This window comes from uncultured Eudoraea sp. (assembly GCF_947490415.1).
Taxonomy (GTDB): domain Bacteria; phylum Bacteroidota; class Bacteroidia; order Flavobacteriales; family Flavobacteriaceae; genus Eudoraea.
Genome location: NZ_CANLGX010000005.1, coordinates 122,188 through 141,448 on the forward strand (window position 1 = coordinate 122,188; position 19,261 = coordinate 141,448).

Genomic DNA, 19,261 nt, shown 5'->3' on the forward strand with positions numbered 1-19,261 from the left:
TATCAGTATTGTTTTGATAACTATGCCAGAACAGATTTATCAATTGTTGCAAAAGCCTGTTTAAGGTCGGCTTTAAGATCATCCAGATTTTCCAATCCTACAGATAAACGTATTAAATCCTTAGTGACTCCCGTTGCTTCCTGTGCAGCATCATCTAATTGTTGATGGGTAGTACTAGCCGGGTGAATTATTAAAGATTTAGTATCTCCTATATTAGCCAATAAGGAAAAAATTTGGGTTCCGTCAGCTATTTTCTTTGCAGAATCAAATCCCCCTTTAACACCAAATGTTATTAATCCACTTTTCCCTTTTGGCAAATATGCCTCTGCCTCAGCAAAATATTTACTGCTTTTTAGGCCTGGATAATTTACCCATGTTACTTCATCCCTACCTTCAAGCCATTCGGCCAATTCAAGGGCATTTTCACTATGTTTTTTCATACGTATCTCAAGAGTTTCAAGCCCTTGGATTATTTGAAAGGCATTAAATGGACTCAGGCAAGCGCCGTGATCCCTTAAGCCTTCTATCCGCACCTTGGCAATAAATGCAGCGGGCCCTAAGGCATCGTGATATACTAAACCGTGATATCCTGCCGAAGGTTCTGTAAATTCAGGAAATTTCCCGTTTGCCCAATCAAAGGTTCCGGCATCTATTACGGCACCACCAAGTGCTGTGCCATTGCCATTAATATATTTGGTAAGAGAATGAATTACAATATTCGCTCCATGCTCAATCGGATTTAACAAGGCAGGTGTTGCCACTGTGTTATCAACAATAAAAGGAATTTTGGCAGCCTTTGCTTCTGCTGAAATAGCTTTTAAGTCGAGAACATCCAGCTTTGGGTTCCCCAGTGACTCTACAAAAATTGCTCGCGTATTCTCCTTTACGGCTTTCCCAAAATTAGAGGGATCTGAAGGGTCAACAAATGTTGTGGTAATCCCAAACCGGGGAAGGGTAACACTCAGCAAATTATAAGTCCCCCCATATAGGCTATTGGAAGCCACAATATGATCTCCTGACTTCAACAGAACTAAAAGAGCCGTATTAATAGCTCCTGTTCCCGATGAAGTAACCACTGAAGCAATACCTCCTTCCAGTGCAGCAAGCCTTTGTTCTAAAATATCATTCGTAGGATTATTAATCCGACTGTAAATATTACCAAACTCCGCTAAAGAAAATAAATTAGCCGCGTGTTCAGAATCGTTAAAAACATAGGCAGTACTTTGATAAATTGGCACTGCCCGGGTACCGCTCGTTAAAGTTGTGTCATGTCCTGCATGCAATGCATTGGTAGAAAATTTGTGTTCACTCATGATGTTTGTTTCTATGTATTCAATATGAATACTGGTTCTTAATACAAATTGTTTTCAAAACGATCTTTATATCGTCCTTAAATATAAAATTCAGCACAATCCAAGCCTAAGAGCTACACCGAGCAAATGGGAAATATTAAAATGTTATTAAGAAAGAGAAATTACCTCAGGTAATTCTTTTTTGTTATCTGTCACAATTTTTATGTGATAGAATTTAGCACCTTCTTCGCTTTGGACACAAAGGGTTGCTAAGGCTTCAAAGGGTCTATTCCCTCCACCTTTCTTGATAACTTTTCAACAAATGATTGAACTTAGTAAAAGCAAATATAGGTATGGAAAAACTGAAATTCCTATTATTTGTACAAAAAATTACAAATTAAAGGCCAATTTTACCTTATCTACCATATTTAATTTTTCCCATGTGAATAACTCTACCGTTTTTTCAACCCTACCGTTATATGGGGATTCAAATACTTTTGACACCATTCTTGGTTCCTTCCCAAAGTGTCCATAGGCGGCCGTTTCCAGGTAAATGGGATTTCTTAATTTAAGTCGTTCTTCTATTTCAAAAGGCCTCATTTTAAATAGTTCTGCAACTTTCTGGGCTATTTCACCATCGCTCAAAGCCACTTTTGAGGTTCCGTAAGTATCTACAAAAATCGAAGTCGGCTCGGCCAATCCAATAGCATAACTTACCTGTACCAGTATTTCATCGGCAACACCTGCTGCAACCAAATTTTTTGCTGCATGTCTCGCGGCATAAGCGGCGCTGCGGTCTACTTTACTAGGATCCTTTCCGCTGAAAGCACCTCCCCCGTGAGCTCCTTTACCTCCATAAGTATCAACAATAATTTTTCTTCCGGTCAAACCGGTATCCCCATGAGGCCCACCAATCACAAATTTACCGGTAGGATTGATATGGTAGGTAATCTTATCGTTAAACATGCTCTGGGTGTTCGGCGGTAACTTTGCTTTAACTCTTGGTATTAAAACAGTAACAAGGTCTTGTTTTATTTTTGATAGCATTATCTCATCATCCTTATCAAACTCATCGTGCTGGGTTGATATTACGATTGTATCAATTCTAACAGGGATATTATCATCCGAATACTCAATAGTAACCTGCGCTTTTGAATCAGGTCTTAAATAAGTTAGCTCTTTATGTTCTTTTCTTAACAGGGATAATTCCTTAAGTATTCGATGTGAAATATCTAATGCCATTGGCATATAATTTTCACTTTCGTTAGTCGCATAACCAAACATCATACCCTGGTCACCGGCACCCTGTTCTTCTTTTTTTTCGCGATCTACTCCCTGATTTATATCCTTAGACTGTTCGTGTATCAATGAGATGACTCCACATGAATCTCCACTGAACTGATATTCCCCATTGGTATATCCAATTGTATTAATAACATCTCTTGCAATTTGTTGTAAATCTACATAAGTATGACTCTTTACTTCACCAGCTAATATAACCTGACCCGTAGTTACCAAGGTTTCACAAGCGACCTTACTTTCTGGATCAAAGGCTAAAAAGTTATCTAATAAAGCATCACTAATCTGATCTGCAATCTTATCCGGATGTCCTTCACTTACAGATTCCGAAGTAAACAAATAGGCCATAAATTTTACTTTTTAAAAATTAAAACTGATTTGACGGATGCTCGAAAAGAAGTTTACAAGACAACTTGATCTGTAGAAACTGCTTTAGCATTTTTTCTTTTGCAGAACCTGAATAATAATTTTAAACTAAAATTGGGTTCTGTATAAGAGGTTGCAATCAGTCAAATCCCTCCTCTTATTTAATGTTAACAAAAGTACATAATTTCTGTTGAAATAAAAATTATGATAAAATATAATTATCTCCGGTATTTCAACAACTATTTTTTCTCATCAAGGTTATACTTTGTATATTGTGTTGCTCTTAAATTTAAGACACCAACCATAAATTCAAATACTATATGCATATTGCCGTTGCTGGAAATATAGGAGCCGGAAAAACTACCCTCACCAGGCTTTTAGCAAAACATTACAGATGGGAGGCACATTTTGAAGACGTAGTTGACAATCCTTATTTGGATGATTTTTACAATCAGATGGAACGGTGGAGTTTTAACCTGCAGATTTATTTTTTAAATAGCAGATACAGACAAATACTTAAGATCCGGGAAACAGGTAAAAATATAATCCAGGACAGGACCATTTACGAAGATGCCCACATTTTTGCGCCTAATTTACATGCTATGGGCTTAATGACCAACAGGGATTTTAGCAACTACTCCAGCCTTTTTGAACTTATGGAAAGCCTGGTACAACCACCCGATCTATTAATCTACCTTAGAAGTTCTATCCCTAATTTGGTGAACCAGATTCACAAACGAGGCAGGGATTACGAAAATTCCATATCTATTGATTACCTAAGTCGGTTGAACGAACGATATGAAGCATGGGCCCACGGTTATGAAAAAGGCAACTTATTGGTAATTGATGTAGACCAATTGGATTTTGTTGATAATCCGGAACATCTAGGTGAGGTAATTAATAAAATTGATGCTGAAATACACGGACTTTTTTAGAGCTATTAAATAAAAAAAACCCCAAGCTGAGCTTGGGGTTTTTTTTGCTTTAAAGAGTTCCCTATTCCTCGGTCACTTCTTTTCAACCTTTTCTATGCGGATTTTCGCTTTCTTATCGGTTTCAGGTAATGCCTCTATCTGTGCTTTTACTTCTTCCTCGCTTCCTTCAAAAATAAGCTCACGGGTATTATCCACGCCGTTTTCCATACTAGTTATTGTAACAACTGCCTTTACAAGACCGTCATCATTTTTATTCATTTCAACATGTACTTCCTTCTGGACCTCTGTAATTACTTTTTGCTCAGCATACGCAGTTAAGGTGTCTGAAGAAATCGCAATACTCGGTGCTATCACCAAAGCTACTACAGACATAAGTTTTAAAAGGATGTTCAATGAAGGACCTGAAGTATCCTTAAAAGGATCTCCAACGGTATCTCCTACTACTGCTGCTTTATGAGCATCTGTCCCTTTACCGCCATCAGCTTCGATCATTTTTTTGGCATTATCCCATGCACCACCGGCATTAGATTGAAATATCGCCATAAGCACACCACAAGTAGTTACTCCTGCTAAAAGGCCTCCAAGCATTTCTGCGCCGCCAATAAACCCAACTGCCACAGGTACTGCTATAGCCAATAATCCTGGTAATACCATTTCCTTGATGGAAGCTTTTGTTGAAATATCAACACATTTGTCGTATTCAGCTAACCCATCGGCGGCATCAAATATTTTTCTATCCTCGACACTTGCCTTAGACATATCTGAATCATACTTGCGCATCACTTCCAATGCAGCATGTAATTCCGGAATGTCTCTAAATTGTCTTCGAACTTCTTCTATCATTGCCATTGCTGCACGACCTACAGCATTCATAGATAAAGCGGAGAATACAAATGGAAGCATCCCTCCCACTAATAAACCAGCCATAATCTGAGGTCTTGAAACGTCTATTGCAGTAACATTAGCCACTTTCATAAAGGCTGCAAACAATGCCAAAGCAGTCAATGCCGCAGAGGCAATAGCAAAACCTTTTCCAATAGCTGCTGTGGTATTCCCTACAGCATCTAATTTATCAGTGCGTTCACGAACTTCCTTAGGCAATTCTGCCATCTCGGCGATACCACCGGCATTGTCAGAAATAGGACCATAAGCATCAACTGCTAATTGAATTCCTGTATTTGCTAACATTCCGACCGCGGCAATTGCAATACCGTATAAACCTGCAAAATGATGTGAAACTAAAATAGCTGCAGCTATTAGCAAGATTGGTACTGCTGTAGACATCATGCCAACACCCAGACCCGCTATAATGTTAGTAGCGGCTCCTGTATCAGATTGCCTTACTATAGATTTAACAGGTTTTGTCCCGGTACCTGTATAGTACTCTGTAATTTTACCAACCCCAAAACCGGCAACTAAACCGGCAAGTGTCGCCCAAAAAACACCTATTGCTCCTGAAGGCAAACCTTCAATATTTTCCGGTAACATATTGGTTATAATAAAATATGAGGCAATGATCATTAATGCACCAGATCCGAATTCGCCCAGGTTTAAGGCCTTATGTGGGCTTCCACCGTCTTTTACCTTTACAAAGAAAGTGCCAATAATAGACATCACAATACCTACTGCAGCTAATACCAATGGTAAATATACTGCTCCTAATCCCCCAAATTCAGGGGTAAAAATAAATGCCCCCAAGACCATAGTACCGATAATCGAACCAACAAAAGATTCAAATAAATCGGCCCCCATTCCTGCAACATCCCCAACATTATCACCAACGTTATCTGCAATGGTTGCCGGATTTAAAGGGTGATCTTCCGGGATTCCGGCTTCAACTTTACCTACTAAATCGGCACCAACATCTGCTGCCTTGGTATAAATACCACCACCAACACGAGCAAATAATGCTATGGATGATGCTCCCAGGGAGAATCCAGAAAGTACATTTAGTACCATAGGAATATTTTCAGCTCCCGGCCAAATCATTTGGTAAATCATAAACAACCCACTCAATCCAAGAACACCAAGACCTACAACACCTAATCCCATTACAGAACCACCTGCAAAAGCTACTTCCAAAGCCTTACCTAAGGATTTTCTTGCTGCTTGTGTTGTTCTAACGTTTGCTTTAGTAGCAACGCGCATACCTATAAATCCTGCCAATGCAGAACAGATAGCACCAACAATAAAAGAAACGGCCACCATTCCATTTGAACCTTCCTCAGCATTCCCCTTGAAATACAATAAAATGGCCACAGCGACGACAAAGATTGATAAGATTTTGTATTCTGCCTTTAAGAAGGACATTGCTCCATCAGCAATATTTTTGGCTATCCTTGCCATTTTTTCATTGCCTACTTCCTGTTTGGATACCCAAATATTTTTTATTAATACAAAAAGCAGTGCCAAAACACCAAAAGCCGGTAAAATGTTTACGATTAATTCCATATTAGTTAGTTATTAGCTATTTAAAACGGGTGCAAAAGTAGTAAAATGGATTAGAATAAAAAAGCCTAAATATTTTCCCTGAATGATTTAAAAACTAAAACCAAATGTTCCCTTAATACTAAAAGGACGGGCATCCGGATTCTCCAGGTAATTGCCTCTGAAATTAAAGTCGATTCTGAAAATTTTAAAGATATTACCAATACCAAAAGAATATTCCCAATAAATACTATCAGACGGAGCAATTAACGGGATGTTTGTTGGGCTGCTAAGTGTAATATTTTCATCAGTTAAACTACCCCATGCTCCTCTTAGACCTACAATTTCCCTTAAATTCCAATTTCGAATAATTGGAATCCTTGATAAAAACCGGCCATTAAAATTATGTTCCAAATGAACAGTGGCATAAGTATCTGTTACAAACTCGTAAAAATTCAAATTTGGAAATGTATTATAGATCGTCCATAAGGTCTGGTTTCCTGGTATTACGCTTAAAAGTCCAAGTGGAACGGCTCCGAAAGTTTTACCAACCTCAACTGTACTTAACAATCTGCCAAAACCTCCAATCTGCCAAGGTTTTGTATAAGAAAACTGAATTTTATCAAATTCAAAATCACTTTGAAATAAACCTTTCAGCCCCTTTGTGTAATTTAATAAAAGAGTGCTATAATTATCATTTACATCTCTGCGCTCCACCCCGTTGCCGATAGTTTTTTTTCCCGGTGTGAATAATAGAATGGTATTTAATTCAAATTGTTTAATCTCAGAAGATATCCCCGTGGGAGATGTAGCATCTATATAATCCAGGCTGAATGCATCAGGTAGTGCAGAGCTTAAGGTACGATAAGAACTCCCAAAACGAACCCTGAAGTTGGTAATTGGCTCAATTTCAATATTAAATGTGGACAGCTTAATATTGGTAAGCCTGTCATTGGAACCCACAGTAAAAATGGCAGATGAGGCTACACTTCTTCCAAGTACATCCGTTGTTTGAGTGAGGTTTAGACCTAATTGTTCTATATCTCTGCGGTTCCCCCCGGATAGTATTAGTCTGGTTTTTTTATCTACCAGCCATTTGCCTGAAATACCATGTTTAAATTTTTCATCCTTAAATCCATAAGCCATATATCCTTCAATTCGCCAGGGATCATTTTGTCCAAAATAGGTTCTTGCCCCCCCTCTTAATCTAATTCCTTCGGCTTCATTATACCCAAAACCGCTGTAGATGCTTCCAAGATCTATATTCCATTTATCAATTTCCACATAACCCGATGCCAAAATACTTGCAATGTCATAAGCTGTATTAAAACGCGGTACAGTCTTTAAAGTATCTAAGAGGTCATATATCCCCTGTTCATCCTTGTTTAGGGATTCCAGTCGATTATTTTCCCAAAATATGCTGTCTCTTTCAAAGGTTATGGGATCAAAAGGGTCTGTCTTATTTTTATAAAACTGTTTTGGTCTTTCAATATCAAATTTATAATTACCATAAACTGTAGTTCTTTTCCCATAAATCCCCTTGGACTCCTCTTTTTTAAAGAGGCTAAAATCACTAAGCATATAATCTCTTTCTAGTAAAAAGACCGAATCATTAACTACCTCAAAGTCCTGCTCTATATAGATTTCTTTCACCCAATTTATATTAGCACTCTTTGTAACCTCCAGGTTAATTTTCTTTATGGCGAACGTTGAATCATTTACCCAAAAATCACCTTTAAAAGTGAGTTCATTTTTACGCCTGGGGTAATAAATAATATGGTAGCACCATTTATTCTCTATATAAGCACTATCTGAAAGCACGTAATTATAAGCATCTATTCCTGCTTCGGAAACCGGACTGGGAAAACTCTTGTCAAAAAACTTTAGATACTTATCATAGATATCATATTCCGAATAAAGATCTTTTACAAATCCAATTATAGCCTGATTATTGCTAAATCCGGAATTTTTATTCCCTAAAACATCCTCTTTGGTCTGAGCAAGGATATTATCACCATAAACTTTACTTGAGGTTTCATTTAAGAAAATTGGCAAATAGGTTTTCCCTGTAATTCGTGAAGTATCCAGATCCTGAAATACAAATTCCATTCCTTTGAAAAGTTTACTCTTCATCATGGCACTATCAATAGAATTAAGGTCAAATTCCACCTTTTCATATTTATCATATTGATATTGCTTAAACATTCGAAGACCATTGATCTTCTTTTTTGCCCAAATTTTCTTTAGGATATCTATTGCCGGATTATTCTTTTTAGATTGTTTCCCCATATAGACTATAACCTCATCTAGCTGTTCGCCCTGCAACATGACAACTCTGAGATTATAGTTTACCCGTTGCGGTAATTCCAATTCTTCGGTTTTATAACCAATAAATGATATGATCAGGGAGTTGTACTCTTTTGAAGATTCCAAATAGAATAAACCATCTTCGTTAGTTATGGCGCCTTCAGTAGAGCCTTTAAATATAACATTAGCAAATGCTACAGGGTCCCCTTCCTCATCTACCACAATACCACCAGCTTTTGTCTGAGACCAGATAAATAATGGCGTTAATAAAAGAAAGAAAAGCAGGAGTCTTCTCATTAGTATGGCATATTGCAATTCCCGATCCTAAATAATCGAAAATGAAAAATTTGCAGCTACGGTTTAAGGTAAATTGACTTCGAATAGAATTCCTTTTATAAAAAAGCTTCGTTCAACCTTGGTTGACGAAGCTAAGATACCTTTACAAAGTCATTTAACTTATTTATATAACACTTTCTTAACAGCCTTAATCACATCTTTATAATTGGGGATCCATTCTTCCAACAATACGGGAGAGTAAGGTGCAGGCGTATCTGCGGTGTTAATTTTTACAACAGGTGCGTCCAAATAATCAAAAGCCTCTGATTGCACCAAATAAGTAATCTCTGTTGCAACGTTTCCAAATGGCCACGCCTCTTCAAGAATGACTAATCTGTTTGTTTTCTTTACAGAGTTCAATATTGCTTCACGATCCATTGGCTTTACTGTGCGAAGGTCAATTATTTCACAACTTATACCTTCCTTCTCCAATTCGTCAGCCGCTTTGTAAGCTTCTTTTATAATTTTACCGAAAGAAACAATAGTAACATCTTTACCTTCCCTTTTAATTTCAGCTACTCCAAGGGGAATAGTATACTCTCCTTCAGGAACTTCACCCTTGTCCCCATACATTTGTTCAGACTCCATAAAGATTACAGGGTCATCATCGCGAATTGCCGTTTTCAAAAGTCCTTTAGCATCATTGGGATTAGATGGCACAACCACTTTTAAACCCGGACAATTGGCAAACCAGCTTTCAAATGCCTGCGAATGGGTCGCCGCCAATTGACCAGCAGAACCTGTAGGTCCTCGAAATACAATTGGGCAATTAAACTGACCTCCGGACATCTGTCTGATTTTTGCGGCATTATTTATTATCTGATCTATACCCACCAAAGCAAAATTAAAGGTCATAAACTCAATGATAGGCCTGTTACCGTTCATTGCAGATCCAACACCTATTCCTGAAAAACCTAATTCAGAAATTGGAGTATCTAGAACACGATCCGGACCAAATTCGTCTAACATTCCTTTTGATGCCTTATAGGCACCATTGTATTCTGCGACCTCTTCACCCATTAAATAAATGGATTCATCTCTTCGCATTTCTTCTGACATTGCTTCAGCAATTGCCTGCCTAAATTGTATGGTCTTCATCTAATTGTGGTCCCCCTTTTAAATAATTCATTTACAAATGCCCACAAAAATAGGAAAATATCTACCAATTAACCCTGCCAGGGTATTAAAAAAAGATACAAAATTTACTATGCATGCATAGTAAATTTGAAAATTAATAGCTATCTTAGCAGCCACTTTTTGAATGTACAAAACGCGAAATAAGTATGAAGATATTAGTTTGTATCAGTAACGTACCGGATACTACTTCCAAAATCAATTTTACTGAAGGAGATACTAAATTTGATACCAATGGTGTACAATTTGTAATTAATCCAAATGATGAATTTGGTTTAACCCGTGCCATGTGGTTTAAAGAAAAACAGGGCGCAACTATTCATGTAGCAACCGTGGGGGGACCTGCTGTTGAACCAACCATTAGAAAAGCTTTGGCCATTGGTGCAGATGAAGCTGTTCGCATAAATGCAGAACCAACAGATGGACTATTTGTTGCACAGCAGCTTGCCGAAATTATTAAAACTGGCGCTTATGATCTTATAATTGCTGGCAGAGAATCTATCGACTATAATGGGGGTATGGTTCCCGGTATGATCTCAGCCATATTAAATTTTAATTTTATAAATACCTGCATAGGGCTCGAAATTGAAGGAAATACTGCTACTGCCATTAGAGAAATTGACGGTGGTAAGGAAAATATCTCTACTACCCTTCCCTTAATTATTGGTGGGCAAAAGGGTCTGGTAGAGGAAAGCGACCTTCGTATACCAAATATGAGGGGCATTATGATGGCGCGTCAAAAAAAGCTAAACGTTCTGGAACCGGTTGAAACTAACCATGGAACAGAAGACATTAAATTTGAAAAACCAGCAGCCAAAGGTGCAGTGAAATTAGTGGAAGCAGATAATATTTCGCATTTAATTGATCTGTTACACAATGAAGCAAAGGTCATCTAATTATTAAATCAGGTTTCAAAGTTCATCGAAATTTTGAAATTAATCTTTAAAAGAAAATTATGTCAGTACTTGTTTATACGGAATCCGATAACGGTAAATTCAAAAAAAATGCCTTTGAGGCTGCCTCTTATGCGTACAAGTTAGCGGAACAATTAAGCACTTCAGTTACCACAATAACTATTAATGCGTCTGATTCTGAGGAAATTGGAACTTATGGAGTTTCAAAAATATTGAAAGTTACTAATGATAAACTTTCCATTTTTAACGCAAAAGCTGTCGCAACAGTTATAGCTCAGGCAGTGGAAAATGAAGGAGCTAGTACAATTGTTGTTAGTTCAAGTACAGACACGAAATATATGGCATCCATACTCGCCGGATTACTAAAAGCGGGATATTGCACTAATGTGGTTGCTCCGCCATTAAGTACTAATCCTTTGGTGGTAAAAAGGACTGCTTTTAGCAACAAAGGTTTTGCCCATACGCAGTTTAAAACCGATATAAATATTATTGGGGTATCTAGTAATGCCTATGGAATATTCGAAAATAAAGTGAGTCCTGAGGTGGAAAACTTTGAACCCAACTTAACTGATTCCGATTTCTCTGTTCAATCAGTTAATATTGATAAAGTAGTTGGTAAGGCAACTATAGCCGACGCAGACATAGTCGTGTCCGGAGGAAGAGGACTGAAAGGTCCGGAAAATTGGGGCATGATAGAAGAATTAGCCGAAGTTCTCGGAGCTGCCACAGCATGCTCTAAACCAGTTTCAGATATGGGCTGGCGGTCTCATAGTGAACACGTTGGACAAACAGGGAAACCCGTTGCCAGTAATCTTTATATAGCCATTGGTATCTCAGGAGCTATACAGCATCTTGCCGGAATTAATGCGTCTAAAGTAAAAGTTGTAATCAATACTGATCCCGAAGCACCATTTTTTAAGGCTGCAGATTATGGTATAGTGGGTGATGCCTTCGAAGTAGTACCCGAACTCATTGAAAAATTAAAAGAATTTAAGGCCCAAAACGCTTAATTTTTGTTAATTTGTGCTCCTAAAGGGCTATTTAAATATCTGGATAACCCTTATTTAAAAAGCCCTGAGTGGTTTACTTATAGATATGAGCTTAGTAAGGTTAAAAATAAAAGGTATTTCTTATAGCCAGACACAAAATGGGGCTTATGCCCTTATTTTAAATGAAGTAGATGGCGATAGAAAATTACCGATAGTCATTGGGGCTTTCGAAGCACAATCTATTGCCATTGCCCTTGAAAAAGAGATAAAACCTCCAAGGCCTCTTACCCATGATCTTTTCAAAAATTTTTCAGACAGGTTTGATATTGTAGTAAAACAGGTCATCATACATAAATTGGTGGATGGAGTCTTTTATTCAAGTATTATCTGTGAGCGTGATAAAATTGAAGAAATAATAGATGCGAGGACAAGTGATGCCATTGCTCTTGCACTTCGTTTTAACGCACCCATTTTTACTTATAAAACCATTCTGGACAAAGCGGGTATTTTCCTTAAGTTTTCATCCAAGGATAAGGATAAAGAAGAGGGTGATGACAGTATAGTGGTTGATGAAATTTTACAGGAGGGTGAAACCGTAGAAATAGATCCGGGTACTACTACTCCGTATAAAGAATTAAGCCTCGAGGAACTTAACAAAGAGTTAGCCAAGGCGGTGGCCAACGAAGACTATGAAAAAGCTGCGAAACTGAGGGATGAAATATCCAAACGCAATTGATAATATAGCATCTCTTCTATGAACCTTAGGTTTTGGATTCTTTTATTTTTATTGACCTTTTCATTTCCTCTAACAGCTCAGACAGATCTTATTCCCGATTCTCTGTCGATTACCATAGATACCCCTACCATAAATGACATTTCCACCCAGACTATGGACATCATAACTCCTAATCAGGGATTCTCATTTAACTCATTTTGGAGAGGCACTTTGGGGATGTTTATACTCATATTAATATCCTATATCTTTAGTGCAAACCGAAAGGGAATTAATTGGAGAACTGCTGGAATTGGACTTTCTATTCAATTATTAATAGCCATTGGTGTTTTACAGGTCCCTATTATACAATCGGCCTTTGAAGCAGTTGGGAAAGTATTTGTAAGTATTCTGGATTATACAAGGGCTGGTAGCGAATTTTTGTTTGAAGGTCTTGTAGTGGATATGGATACATTCGGATTTATTTTTGCATTTCAGGTGTTACCTACTATTATTTTCTTTTCCGCCCTGACATCAGTTTTATTTTACCTGGGAATTATTCAAAAAGTGGTAAAAGGGCTGGCATGGCTTTTATCTAAATCCTTGGGTATATCCGGTGCCGAAAGTCTGAGTGTTGCGGGCAATATATTTTTAGGGCAAACGGAAGCTCCCTTGCTTATCAAAGCGTACTTAGAGAAAATGAACCGGTCTGAAATGCTTCTGGTAATGATTGGTGGAATGGCCACTGTTGCCGGAGCTGTTTTGGCTGCATATATCGGATTTTTAGGGGGTGATGACCCCTTGTTAAGACTTCAGTTTGCCAAACATCTGTTAGCTGCTTCTGTGATGGCGGCTCCAGGGGCTATAGTAGTATCTAAAATTTTATACCCTCAAACGGAAGCCGTTAATAAGGATATTCATATTTCTTCAGAAAAAATAGGAACCAATCTGCTCGATGCGATTGCAAATGGCACTACTGAAGGTTTAAAGCTTGCAGTAAATGTTGGTGCCATGTTACTCGTATTTCTTGCCTTTATAGCCATGATCAATGGTATTTTGGGTTGGGTAGGAGATTTTACCAGCTTAAATGACTGGATCGCTGCCAATTCTTCCTATCAGTCTTTTTCTCTTGAAGCCATTTTGGGGACCATTTTTGCCCCGTTAATGTGGCTAATAGGAGTGAATACTGAAGATATTATGCTTATGGGGCAATTGCTTGGTATTAAACTGGCTGCCAGTGAATTTGTGGGATATCTGCAATTGGCAGACCTGAAGAATATGCTAAATACCACTCATTTTGCCTATAGTAAATCTATAATCATGGGAACCTATATGTTATGTGGTTTTGCCAATTTTGCTTCAATAGGAATTCAAATTGGCGGAATAGGCTCCTTAGCACCCGGTCAGAGAAAAACACTATCAGAATTTGGTATGCGAGCCGTTTTAGGCGGAACTATTGCTTCGCTGCTATCCGCTACCATCGCAGGGATGATATTGGGTTAGATCCTTTTTAATAGTCTGTTAGAAATCCAGCCTGGTTAATAAGTTTTTAAAACTCAAAAAGCAACCCAATCTATCTTTCATTAAATTCGTCTCAGAAAGTTTATTTTTTATGAAGCAATACCACGATCTACTAAAGCATGTTCTTAAAACAGGGGCTCAAAAATCAGACAGGACCGGAACCGGCACCTATAGTGTATTTGGTTACCAAATGCGATTTGACCTCAGCGAGGGATTTCCCATGGTAACTACCAAAAAATTACATTTGAAATCTATCATTTATGAATTGCTATGGTTTTTAAAAGGTGATACCAATATTAATTACCTGCAGGAAAATGGAGTTAGGATCTGGAACGAATGGGCTGATGAAAATGGTGAATTAGGTCCAGTATATGGCCATCAGTGGCGCAATTGGAATGGGGAGCACATAGATCAGATAACCGAAGTCATCAAAACCTTAAAAGAAAATCCGGATAGCCGAAGAATGCTGGTGACAGCATGGAACCCAAGTGTATTACCAGATACTTCAAAATCCTTTTCGGAAAATGTGGCAAACGGAAAAGCGGCATTGCCCCCCTGCCATGCATTTTTTCAGTTTTATGTTTCAGATGGAAAATTATCATGTCAGTTGTATCAGCGAAGTGCAGATATATTTTTAGGGGTTCCTTTTAATATTGCCTCATACGCTTTATTTACACTTATGATAGCCCAGGTATGCGGTTATGCACCTGGTGAATTTATCCATACTTTTGGCGATGCCCATATATACAACAATCACTTAGAGCAAATAGAGCTCCAACTCAGCAGAGAGCCCAGATCATTACCAAAAATGGTCCTTAATCCTGAAGTCAAAAATATCTTTGATTTTAAATTTGAAGATTTTAAGCTGTTGTATTACGATCCGTATCCGCATATCAAAGGAGCCGTAGCTGTGTAATTAATAAATAATTTCATCGCCGCGCATAAATTCTTATATTTAAAAGAAAAACTGCGTTATGCTTCTTACCCAGACACTCCTGGAAACATTCATAAGTACCAGAAAAGAAAGTGAAACCATATGTGCCCCTCTGGAAATTGAAGACTATGTGGTTCAGCCCATAGAAGATGTTTCCCCTCCTAAATGGCACCTTGGACATACGACCTGGTTCTTCGAAGAATTTCTGCTCAAAGCATATTTAAAGGATTATAAGGTTTACGATGAGGACTTTTCATTTGTATTCAACAGCTATTATGAAACTGTGGGAAAAAGAGTCATCCGCGCAGACCGTGGCAATCTTTCAAGACCATCAGTCCAAAAAGTATACGCCTATAGAAATTATGTAACAAATGCCATCAAAATACTTTTAGATAAAAACTCGGATGAGAATCTACTTCAACTTTTAGAAATTGGTATACATCATGAAAAGCAGCATCAGGAACTCTTATTAACAGATATCAAATACATTTTAGGTAATAATCCACTTTTACCAGCCTATTCAGATTCAATAAAAGAACATAAGGAAGAAAGTCACCAACAGGATTGGGTCGCAATTGATGCCGGCATATATGAAATTGGCCATGACTTAGATACATTTTGCTTTGACAATGAATTAGGAAGGCATAAGGTGTATTTACATACTTATGAAATTTCAAATAAACTTATTACCAATAAAGAATATTTAGCATTTGTTAATGCCGGTGGTTATACTTCATTTGAATTCTGGCACGCCGAAGGATGGGATTGGGTTTGTAAAAATCAGATTTCTTCCCCCCTCTACTGGCATATTATTGATGGAGAATGGTATAGTTATACTCTTGAAGGACTACAAAAAATTAATCCGAATACTCCGGTTTCTCATCTTTCATATTTTGAGGCCTTTGCCTTCGCACAATGGAGAGGTTGCCGCCTGCCTACTGAATTTGAATGGGAAGTAGCGCAGCAATATTTTCCATGGGGCGACCGATGGGAATGGACAGAAAGTGCATACCTGCCTTACCCTGGTTATCAGAAAGAAGAAGGGGCCTTAGGTGAGTATAATGGTAAATTTATGGTAAGTCAGAAAGTTCTTCGGGGAGGATCATTCGCCACGCCATCCAATCATACGCGCCCCACATACCGTAATTTTTTTCACCCCCATCTAAGATGGCAGTATACCGGGTTAAGGTTGGCCAAATAATTCCGACAAAATCAGCATGCAACAAAAAACAACATTGATTTCAACGTCTCAATTCCATAAAGACGTCTATAAAGGACTTACTGATTTTCCTAAACATTTATCTTCAAAATATTTCTATGACGCAAAAGGAGATAAGTTGTTTCAGGAAATTATGGATATGCCAGAATACTATCTGACAAATAGCGAGTTTAAAATTCTTGATAAATTTAAAGATGAAATATGCCGAGCATTTTTTAAAGATTCAAAAGAATTTAACCTTATTGAACTTGGTGCAGGAGATGGAAAGAAAACTAAAATTCTGTTAAGACATCTTGTGGCTGAGGGAATTCCTTTTCAGTACGTCCCGATAGATATTAGCGAGAATGCCCTGATTCAACTTGAGGAGTCAATCAACAATGAACTTCCTTCAGTAAGTGTGGTGTCTTTACAGGGAACCTATTTTGAAACCCTTGAAAAGCTCTGCAAAATGCAGCACAAGAGGAAAGTCATTATGTTTTTGGGGTCAAATATTGGTAATTTACTTCATCCGCAAGCAGTGGAATTTTTGATGAGTATACAAAAATTAATGACTGATGATGATCTTTTGTTTATTGGTTTTGATCAAAAAAAAGATCCGCAGACCATTCTAAATGCCTATAATGATGCTGCAGGGATAACCGAAAGGTTTAATAAAAATTTGTTAGCAAGAATAAATAGCGAGTTGGATGCCAATTTTGATCTCGATAAGTTCTTGCACTGGGAAGTATACGATCCGGAAACAGGTACTGCCAAAAGTTACCTGGTGGCCAAGGAAAATCAAACAGTGCACATTAACGGGCTTGATCTTACCATAACTTTTGATGCATGGGAAACCATACATACAGAAATTTCGCAAAAATATGACGACAAAATAGTTACATGGTTAGCGGATAAAGCAGGAATGCAAATAAGTAGAATTTTTAGTGATGAGAATAAATTTTATAAAAATTATATTTTAAAAAAATAGAAATGAAAGCTATTTGGAATAATACAATTATAGCCGAAAGTAACGATACAATTGTAGTTGAGAACAATCATTACTTTCCTTCTGAAAGCATAAAAAAAGAGTATTTTAAACCTAGTACAACACATACTACATGCCCATGGAAAGGTATTGCATCGTATTATACCCTGGAGGTTAATGGAACGGAAAACAAAGATGCGGCTTGGTATTACCCTGAAATCAGTGAACTGGCAAAACAAATTAAGGGTTCTGTAGCTTTTTGGAAGGGTGTAGAAATTATTGAATAAAAAAACCGGGATATTCCATGAACATCCCGGTCTCTTTAATACTAACTGTTAATTACAGCTCTAATACAGCATTTTCAGAACCAGCGAATTCATTCCACTGGTAACGGTCTGCTTCTGTCTCATTAACATAATTCCCATCTACGAGATATTTAAACTCGTAAGTATTCTCTTTTGGCAAATCAAACGTTCCTTTAAAAGTTCCGTTTTTAAGTTTTTTCAACATGCTTCCTTTGGGATTCCAGTTATTGAAATCTCCGACTACGGCTACTTTTTTTGCATCTTCAGCAGGTACTGTAAAAGTAACCTTGCATATTGGTTTTGTTTTCAAATATTGTTTTGCGATTGACATGTTTTTTAATTTATGTGATTTCGGTGCAAAAATAATACATTAAATTCCTCATTTCCAATGATTAAAATCATAATTATTGATTTCTTAAAATATTCATGTCTTTTAGTTCACTTTAATAAAAAGGTCCGGGTTCTTTTCTCAAGTAGGTAATTCCTACCTCACCTTTCTAATGATCTCTAAAATAGAATCTATATCTTCCACAGTATTATAATGGTGAAAACTAAGTCGAATACCTTCTCCACGTCTGGAACAGACTATATTTTCTTCCCTTAAATGGTTAAATAACGCATTATTTCCTTTAATGTTAAAAATGGTACTATGCTGATTTCTATGGATAATATCTTTATTTAACAGTCCTAATTCGCTAAAACCCTTAGAAGCCTTTTTACTTAAATTCTCGTTATGAGCCGTAATTTCTTTCATGCCAATATCATTCAGAATGCCCAGTGCACATTTAAGGCTTCCAAAATTTAAACTATCTAGATGCCCTGGTTCAAACTGTTTATTAAAGGGTATCGTATTCTTTGCTGTGAGAACAGCATTTGCAGAATTGAATCCAGTGGTTTTAATTGTGAATCTTCCTTTGGCTAAATCCTTGAATAGCATAAACCCATTACCCGTTCCTGCCAACAGCCATTTATAGCCACTCGCCCCGAGTACATCGATCCCCGAATTTTCAAAATCAATTTCAAAAGCCCCACAAAATTGTGTGCCGTCTGCAATGATCATAAGCTGCGGAAATTCTTTTTTTAAAGATTTTAGGAAATCCAGATCTACACGTATTCCGTTTATCCATTGAACCAAACTAAGAGCTAGTATTGTTATAGAATTCGTCCTGACTTTTTCTAAAATATTCTGTTCTAACTTTTCATCTATTTTAGCATAAGAAATTTGAAAACCTCTACTTTCAAAAGGCCAATTAACGGAGGGGTAGTCATTTTCAAGTAATAAAATACGTTCTCTGCTATCTAGTCCTTCGAGCAACATGTTCAGACCTAAAGAAAAATTAGGAACCAGGGCAACCAGATCCCTCTTGCACTTAAAAAACGTTCCAACCATATCCCTTGCCTCACTTATAAAGCCTAAACTCTCAATTTTCATAGAACTGCCCCCAATCAGGTAATCCAAATCGTGATTTTGACGCCACTCCAAAAGTTCATCCCCCAAAAGACCATATGCCGCAGTATTTGCATAAATACAATGGCTAAGTACAGGATATGATTTTCTATTATTTAGCATCCCTGATAGTTATTGTAATTTTTGATTTGCTGTATCT

The 19,261-nt window shown here is 37.4% G+C and carries 16 protein-coding genes and 1 riboswitch; of the genes, 9 read left to right on the forward strand and 7 right to left on the reverse strand.

Features of this window, described 5'->3' with window-relative positions:
- Nucleotides 1-20 precede the first annotated feature (20 nt).
- Together Q0874_RS14230 and metK are read right to left on the reverse strand one after the other, a co-directional pair.
- Complete coding sequence (locus tag Q0874_RS14230; protein WP_299164151.1) at nt 21-1,313, reverse strand: O-acetylhomoserine aminocarboxypropyltransferase/cysteine synthase family protein; 1,293 nt, start codon at nt 1,311-1,313, stop codon at nt 21-23.
- A gap of 181 nt (nt 1,314-1,494) precedes the next feature.
- Nucleotides 1,495-1,606: riboswitch (SAM riboswitch) on the reverse strand.
- A gap of 76 nt (nt 1,607-1,682) precedes the next feature.
- On the reverse strand, nt 1,683-2,939 hold the full coding sequence (metK, locus tag Q0874_RS14235) for a methionine adenosyltransferase (protein WP_299164153.1): 1,257 nt from the start codon (nt 2,937-2,939) through the stop codon (nt 1,683-1,685).
- A gap of 338 nt (nt 2,940-3,277) precedes the next feature.
- Here metK and Q0874_RS14240 point away from each other — a divergent pair, with 338 nt between their 5' ends.
- Nucleotides 3,278-3,892 (forward strand): deoxynucleoside kinase, encoded by a 615-nt coding sequence (locus Q0874_RS14240; RefSeq protein WP_299164154.1) that lies wholly within the window; start codon nt 3,278-3,280, stop codon nt 3,890-3,892.
- A gap of 72 nt (nt 3,893-3,964) precedes the next feature.
- Here the strand turns inward: Q0874_RS14240 and Q0874_RS14245 are convergent, their stop codons facing one another.
- The 3 genes from Q0874_RS14245 to Q0874_RS14255 all read right to left on the reverse strand — a co-directional run bounded on the left by Q0874_RS14245 (nt 3,965) and on the right by Q0874_RS14255 (nt 10,060).
- Nucleotides 3,965-6,343, reverse strand: a complete 2,379-nt coding sequence (locus Q0874_RS14245; RefSeq protein ID WP_299164156.1) for a sodium-translocating pyrophosphatase — start codon at nt 6,341-6,343, stop codon at nt 3,965-3,967.
- A gap of 87 nt (nt 6,344-6,430) precedes the next feature.
- Nucleotides 6,431-8,923, reverse strand: a complete 2,493-nt coding sequence (locus Q0874_RS14250; RefSeq protein WP_299164157.1) for a DUF5686 family protein — start codon at nt 8,921-8,923, stop codon at nt 6,431-6,433.
- A gap of 159 nt (nt 8,924-9,082) precedes the next feature.
- A complete protein-coding gene (locus tag Q0874_RS14255) occupies nt 9,083-10,060 on the reverse strand; it encodes a pyruvate dehydrogenase complex E1 component subunit beta (RefSeq protein ID WP_299164159.1) in 978 nt (325 codons plus the stop codon).
- Between the two features lie 185 nt (nt 10,061-10,245).
- Between Q0874_RS14255 and Q0874_RS14260 the strand changes: the two genes are divergently transcribed.
- From Q0874_RS14260 to Q0874_RS14295, 8 genes are all read left to right on the forward strand, one after another.
- Entirely contained in the window at nt 10,246-10,992 is a 747-nt protein-coding gene (locus Q0874_RS14260; RefSeq protein WP_299164161.1) for an electron transfer flavoprotein subunit beta/FixA family protein, read from the forward strand.
- Between the two features lie 59 nt (nt 10,993-11,051).
- Nucleotides 11,052-12,020: an electron transfer flavoprotein subunit alpha/FixB family protein gene (locus tag Q0874_RS14265; RefSeq protein ID WP_299164163.1), complete on the forward strand. Its 969-nt coding sequence runs from the start codon at nt 11,052-11,054 to the stop codon at nt 12,018-12,020.
- A gap of 85 nt (nt 12,021-12,105) precedes the next feature.
- Complete coding sequence (locus Q0874_RS14270; protein WP_299164165.1) at nt 12,106-12,735, forward strand: bifunctional nuclease family protein; 630 nt, start codon at nt 12,106-12,108, stop codon at nt 12,733-12,735.
- Nucleotides 12,736-12,753: 18 nt separating this feature from the next.
- Entirely contained in the window at nt 12,754-14,214 is a 1,461-nt protein-coding gene (locus Q0874_RS14275; RefSeq protein WP_299164167.1) for a nucleoside transporter C-terminal domain-containing protein, read from the forward strand.
- Nucleotides 14,215-14,323: 109 nt separating this feature from the next.
- Nucleotides 14,324-15,148, forward strand: a complete 825-nt coding sequence (locus Q0874_RS14280; protein WP_299164169.1) for a thymidylate synthase — start codon at nt 14,324-14,326, stop codon at nt 15,146-15,148.
- 58 nt (nt 15,149-15,206) lie between these two features.
- Nucleotides 15,207-16,367: an ergothioneine biosynthesis protein EgtB gene (egtB, locus tag Q0874_RS14285; RefSeq protein ID WP_299164171.1), complete on the forward strand. Its 1,161-nt coding sequence runs from the start codon at nt 15,207-15,209 to the stop codon at nt 16,365-16,367.
- 16 nt (nt 16,368-16,383) lie between these two features.
- The gene (gene egtD / locus Q0874_RS14290; protein WP_299164173.1) at nt 16,384-17,352 is read left to right on the forward strand and encodes an L-histidine N(alpha)-methyltransferase; all 969 of its coding nucleotides are present in this window, start codon (nt 16,384-16,386) and stop codon (nt 17,350-17,352) included.
- A gap of 2 nt (nt 17,353-17,354) precedes the next feature.
- Nucleotides 17,355-17,636, forward strand: a complete 282-nt coding sequence (locus tag Q0874_RS14295) for a DUF427 domain-containing protein (RefSeq protein ID WP_299164174.1) — start codon at nt 17,355-17,357, stop codon at nt 17,634-17,636.
- A gap of 52 nt (nt 17,637-17,688) precedes the next feature.
- Here Q0874_RS14295 and Q0874_RS14300 read toward each other — a convergent pair whose 3' ends face one another.
- Both Q0874_RS14300 and Q0874_RS14305 read right to left on the reverse strand, forming a co-directional pair.
- On the reverse strand, nt 17,689-17,985 hold the full coding sequence (locus Q0874_RS14300; RefSeq protein WP_299164176.1) for an isoamylase early set domain-containing protein: 297 nt from the start codon (nt 17,983-17,985) through the stop codon (nt 17,689-17,691).
- 153 nt (nt 17,986-18,138) lie between these two features.
- On the reverse strand, nt 18,139-19,224 hold the full coding sequence (locus tag Q0874_RS14305) for an aminotransferase class V-fold PLP-dependent enzyme (protein WP_299164178.1): 1,086 nt from the start codon (nt 19,222-19,224) through the stop codon (nt 18,139-18,141).
- Between the last annotated feature and the right edge of the window lie 37 nt (nt 19,225-19,261).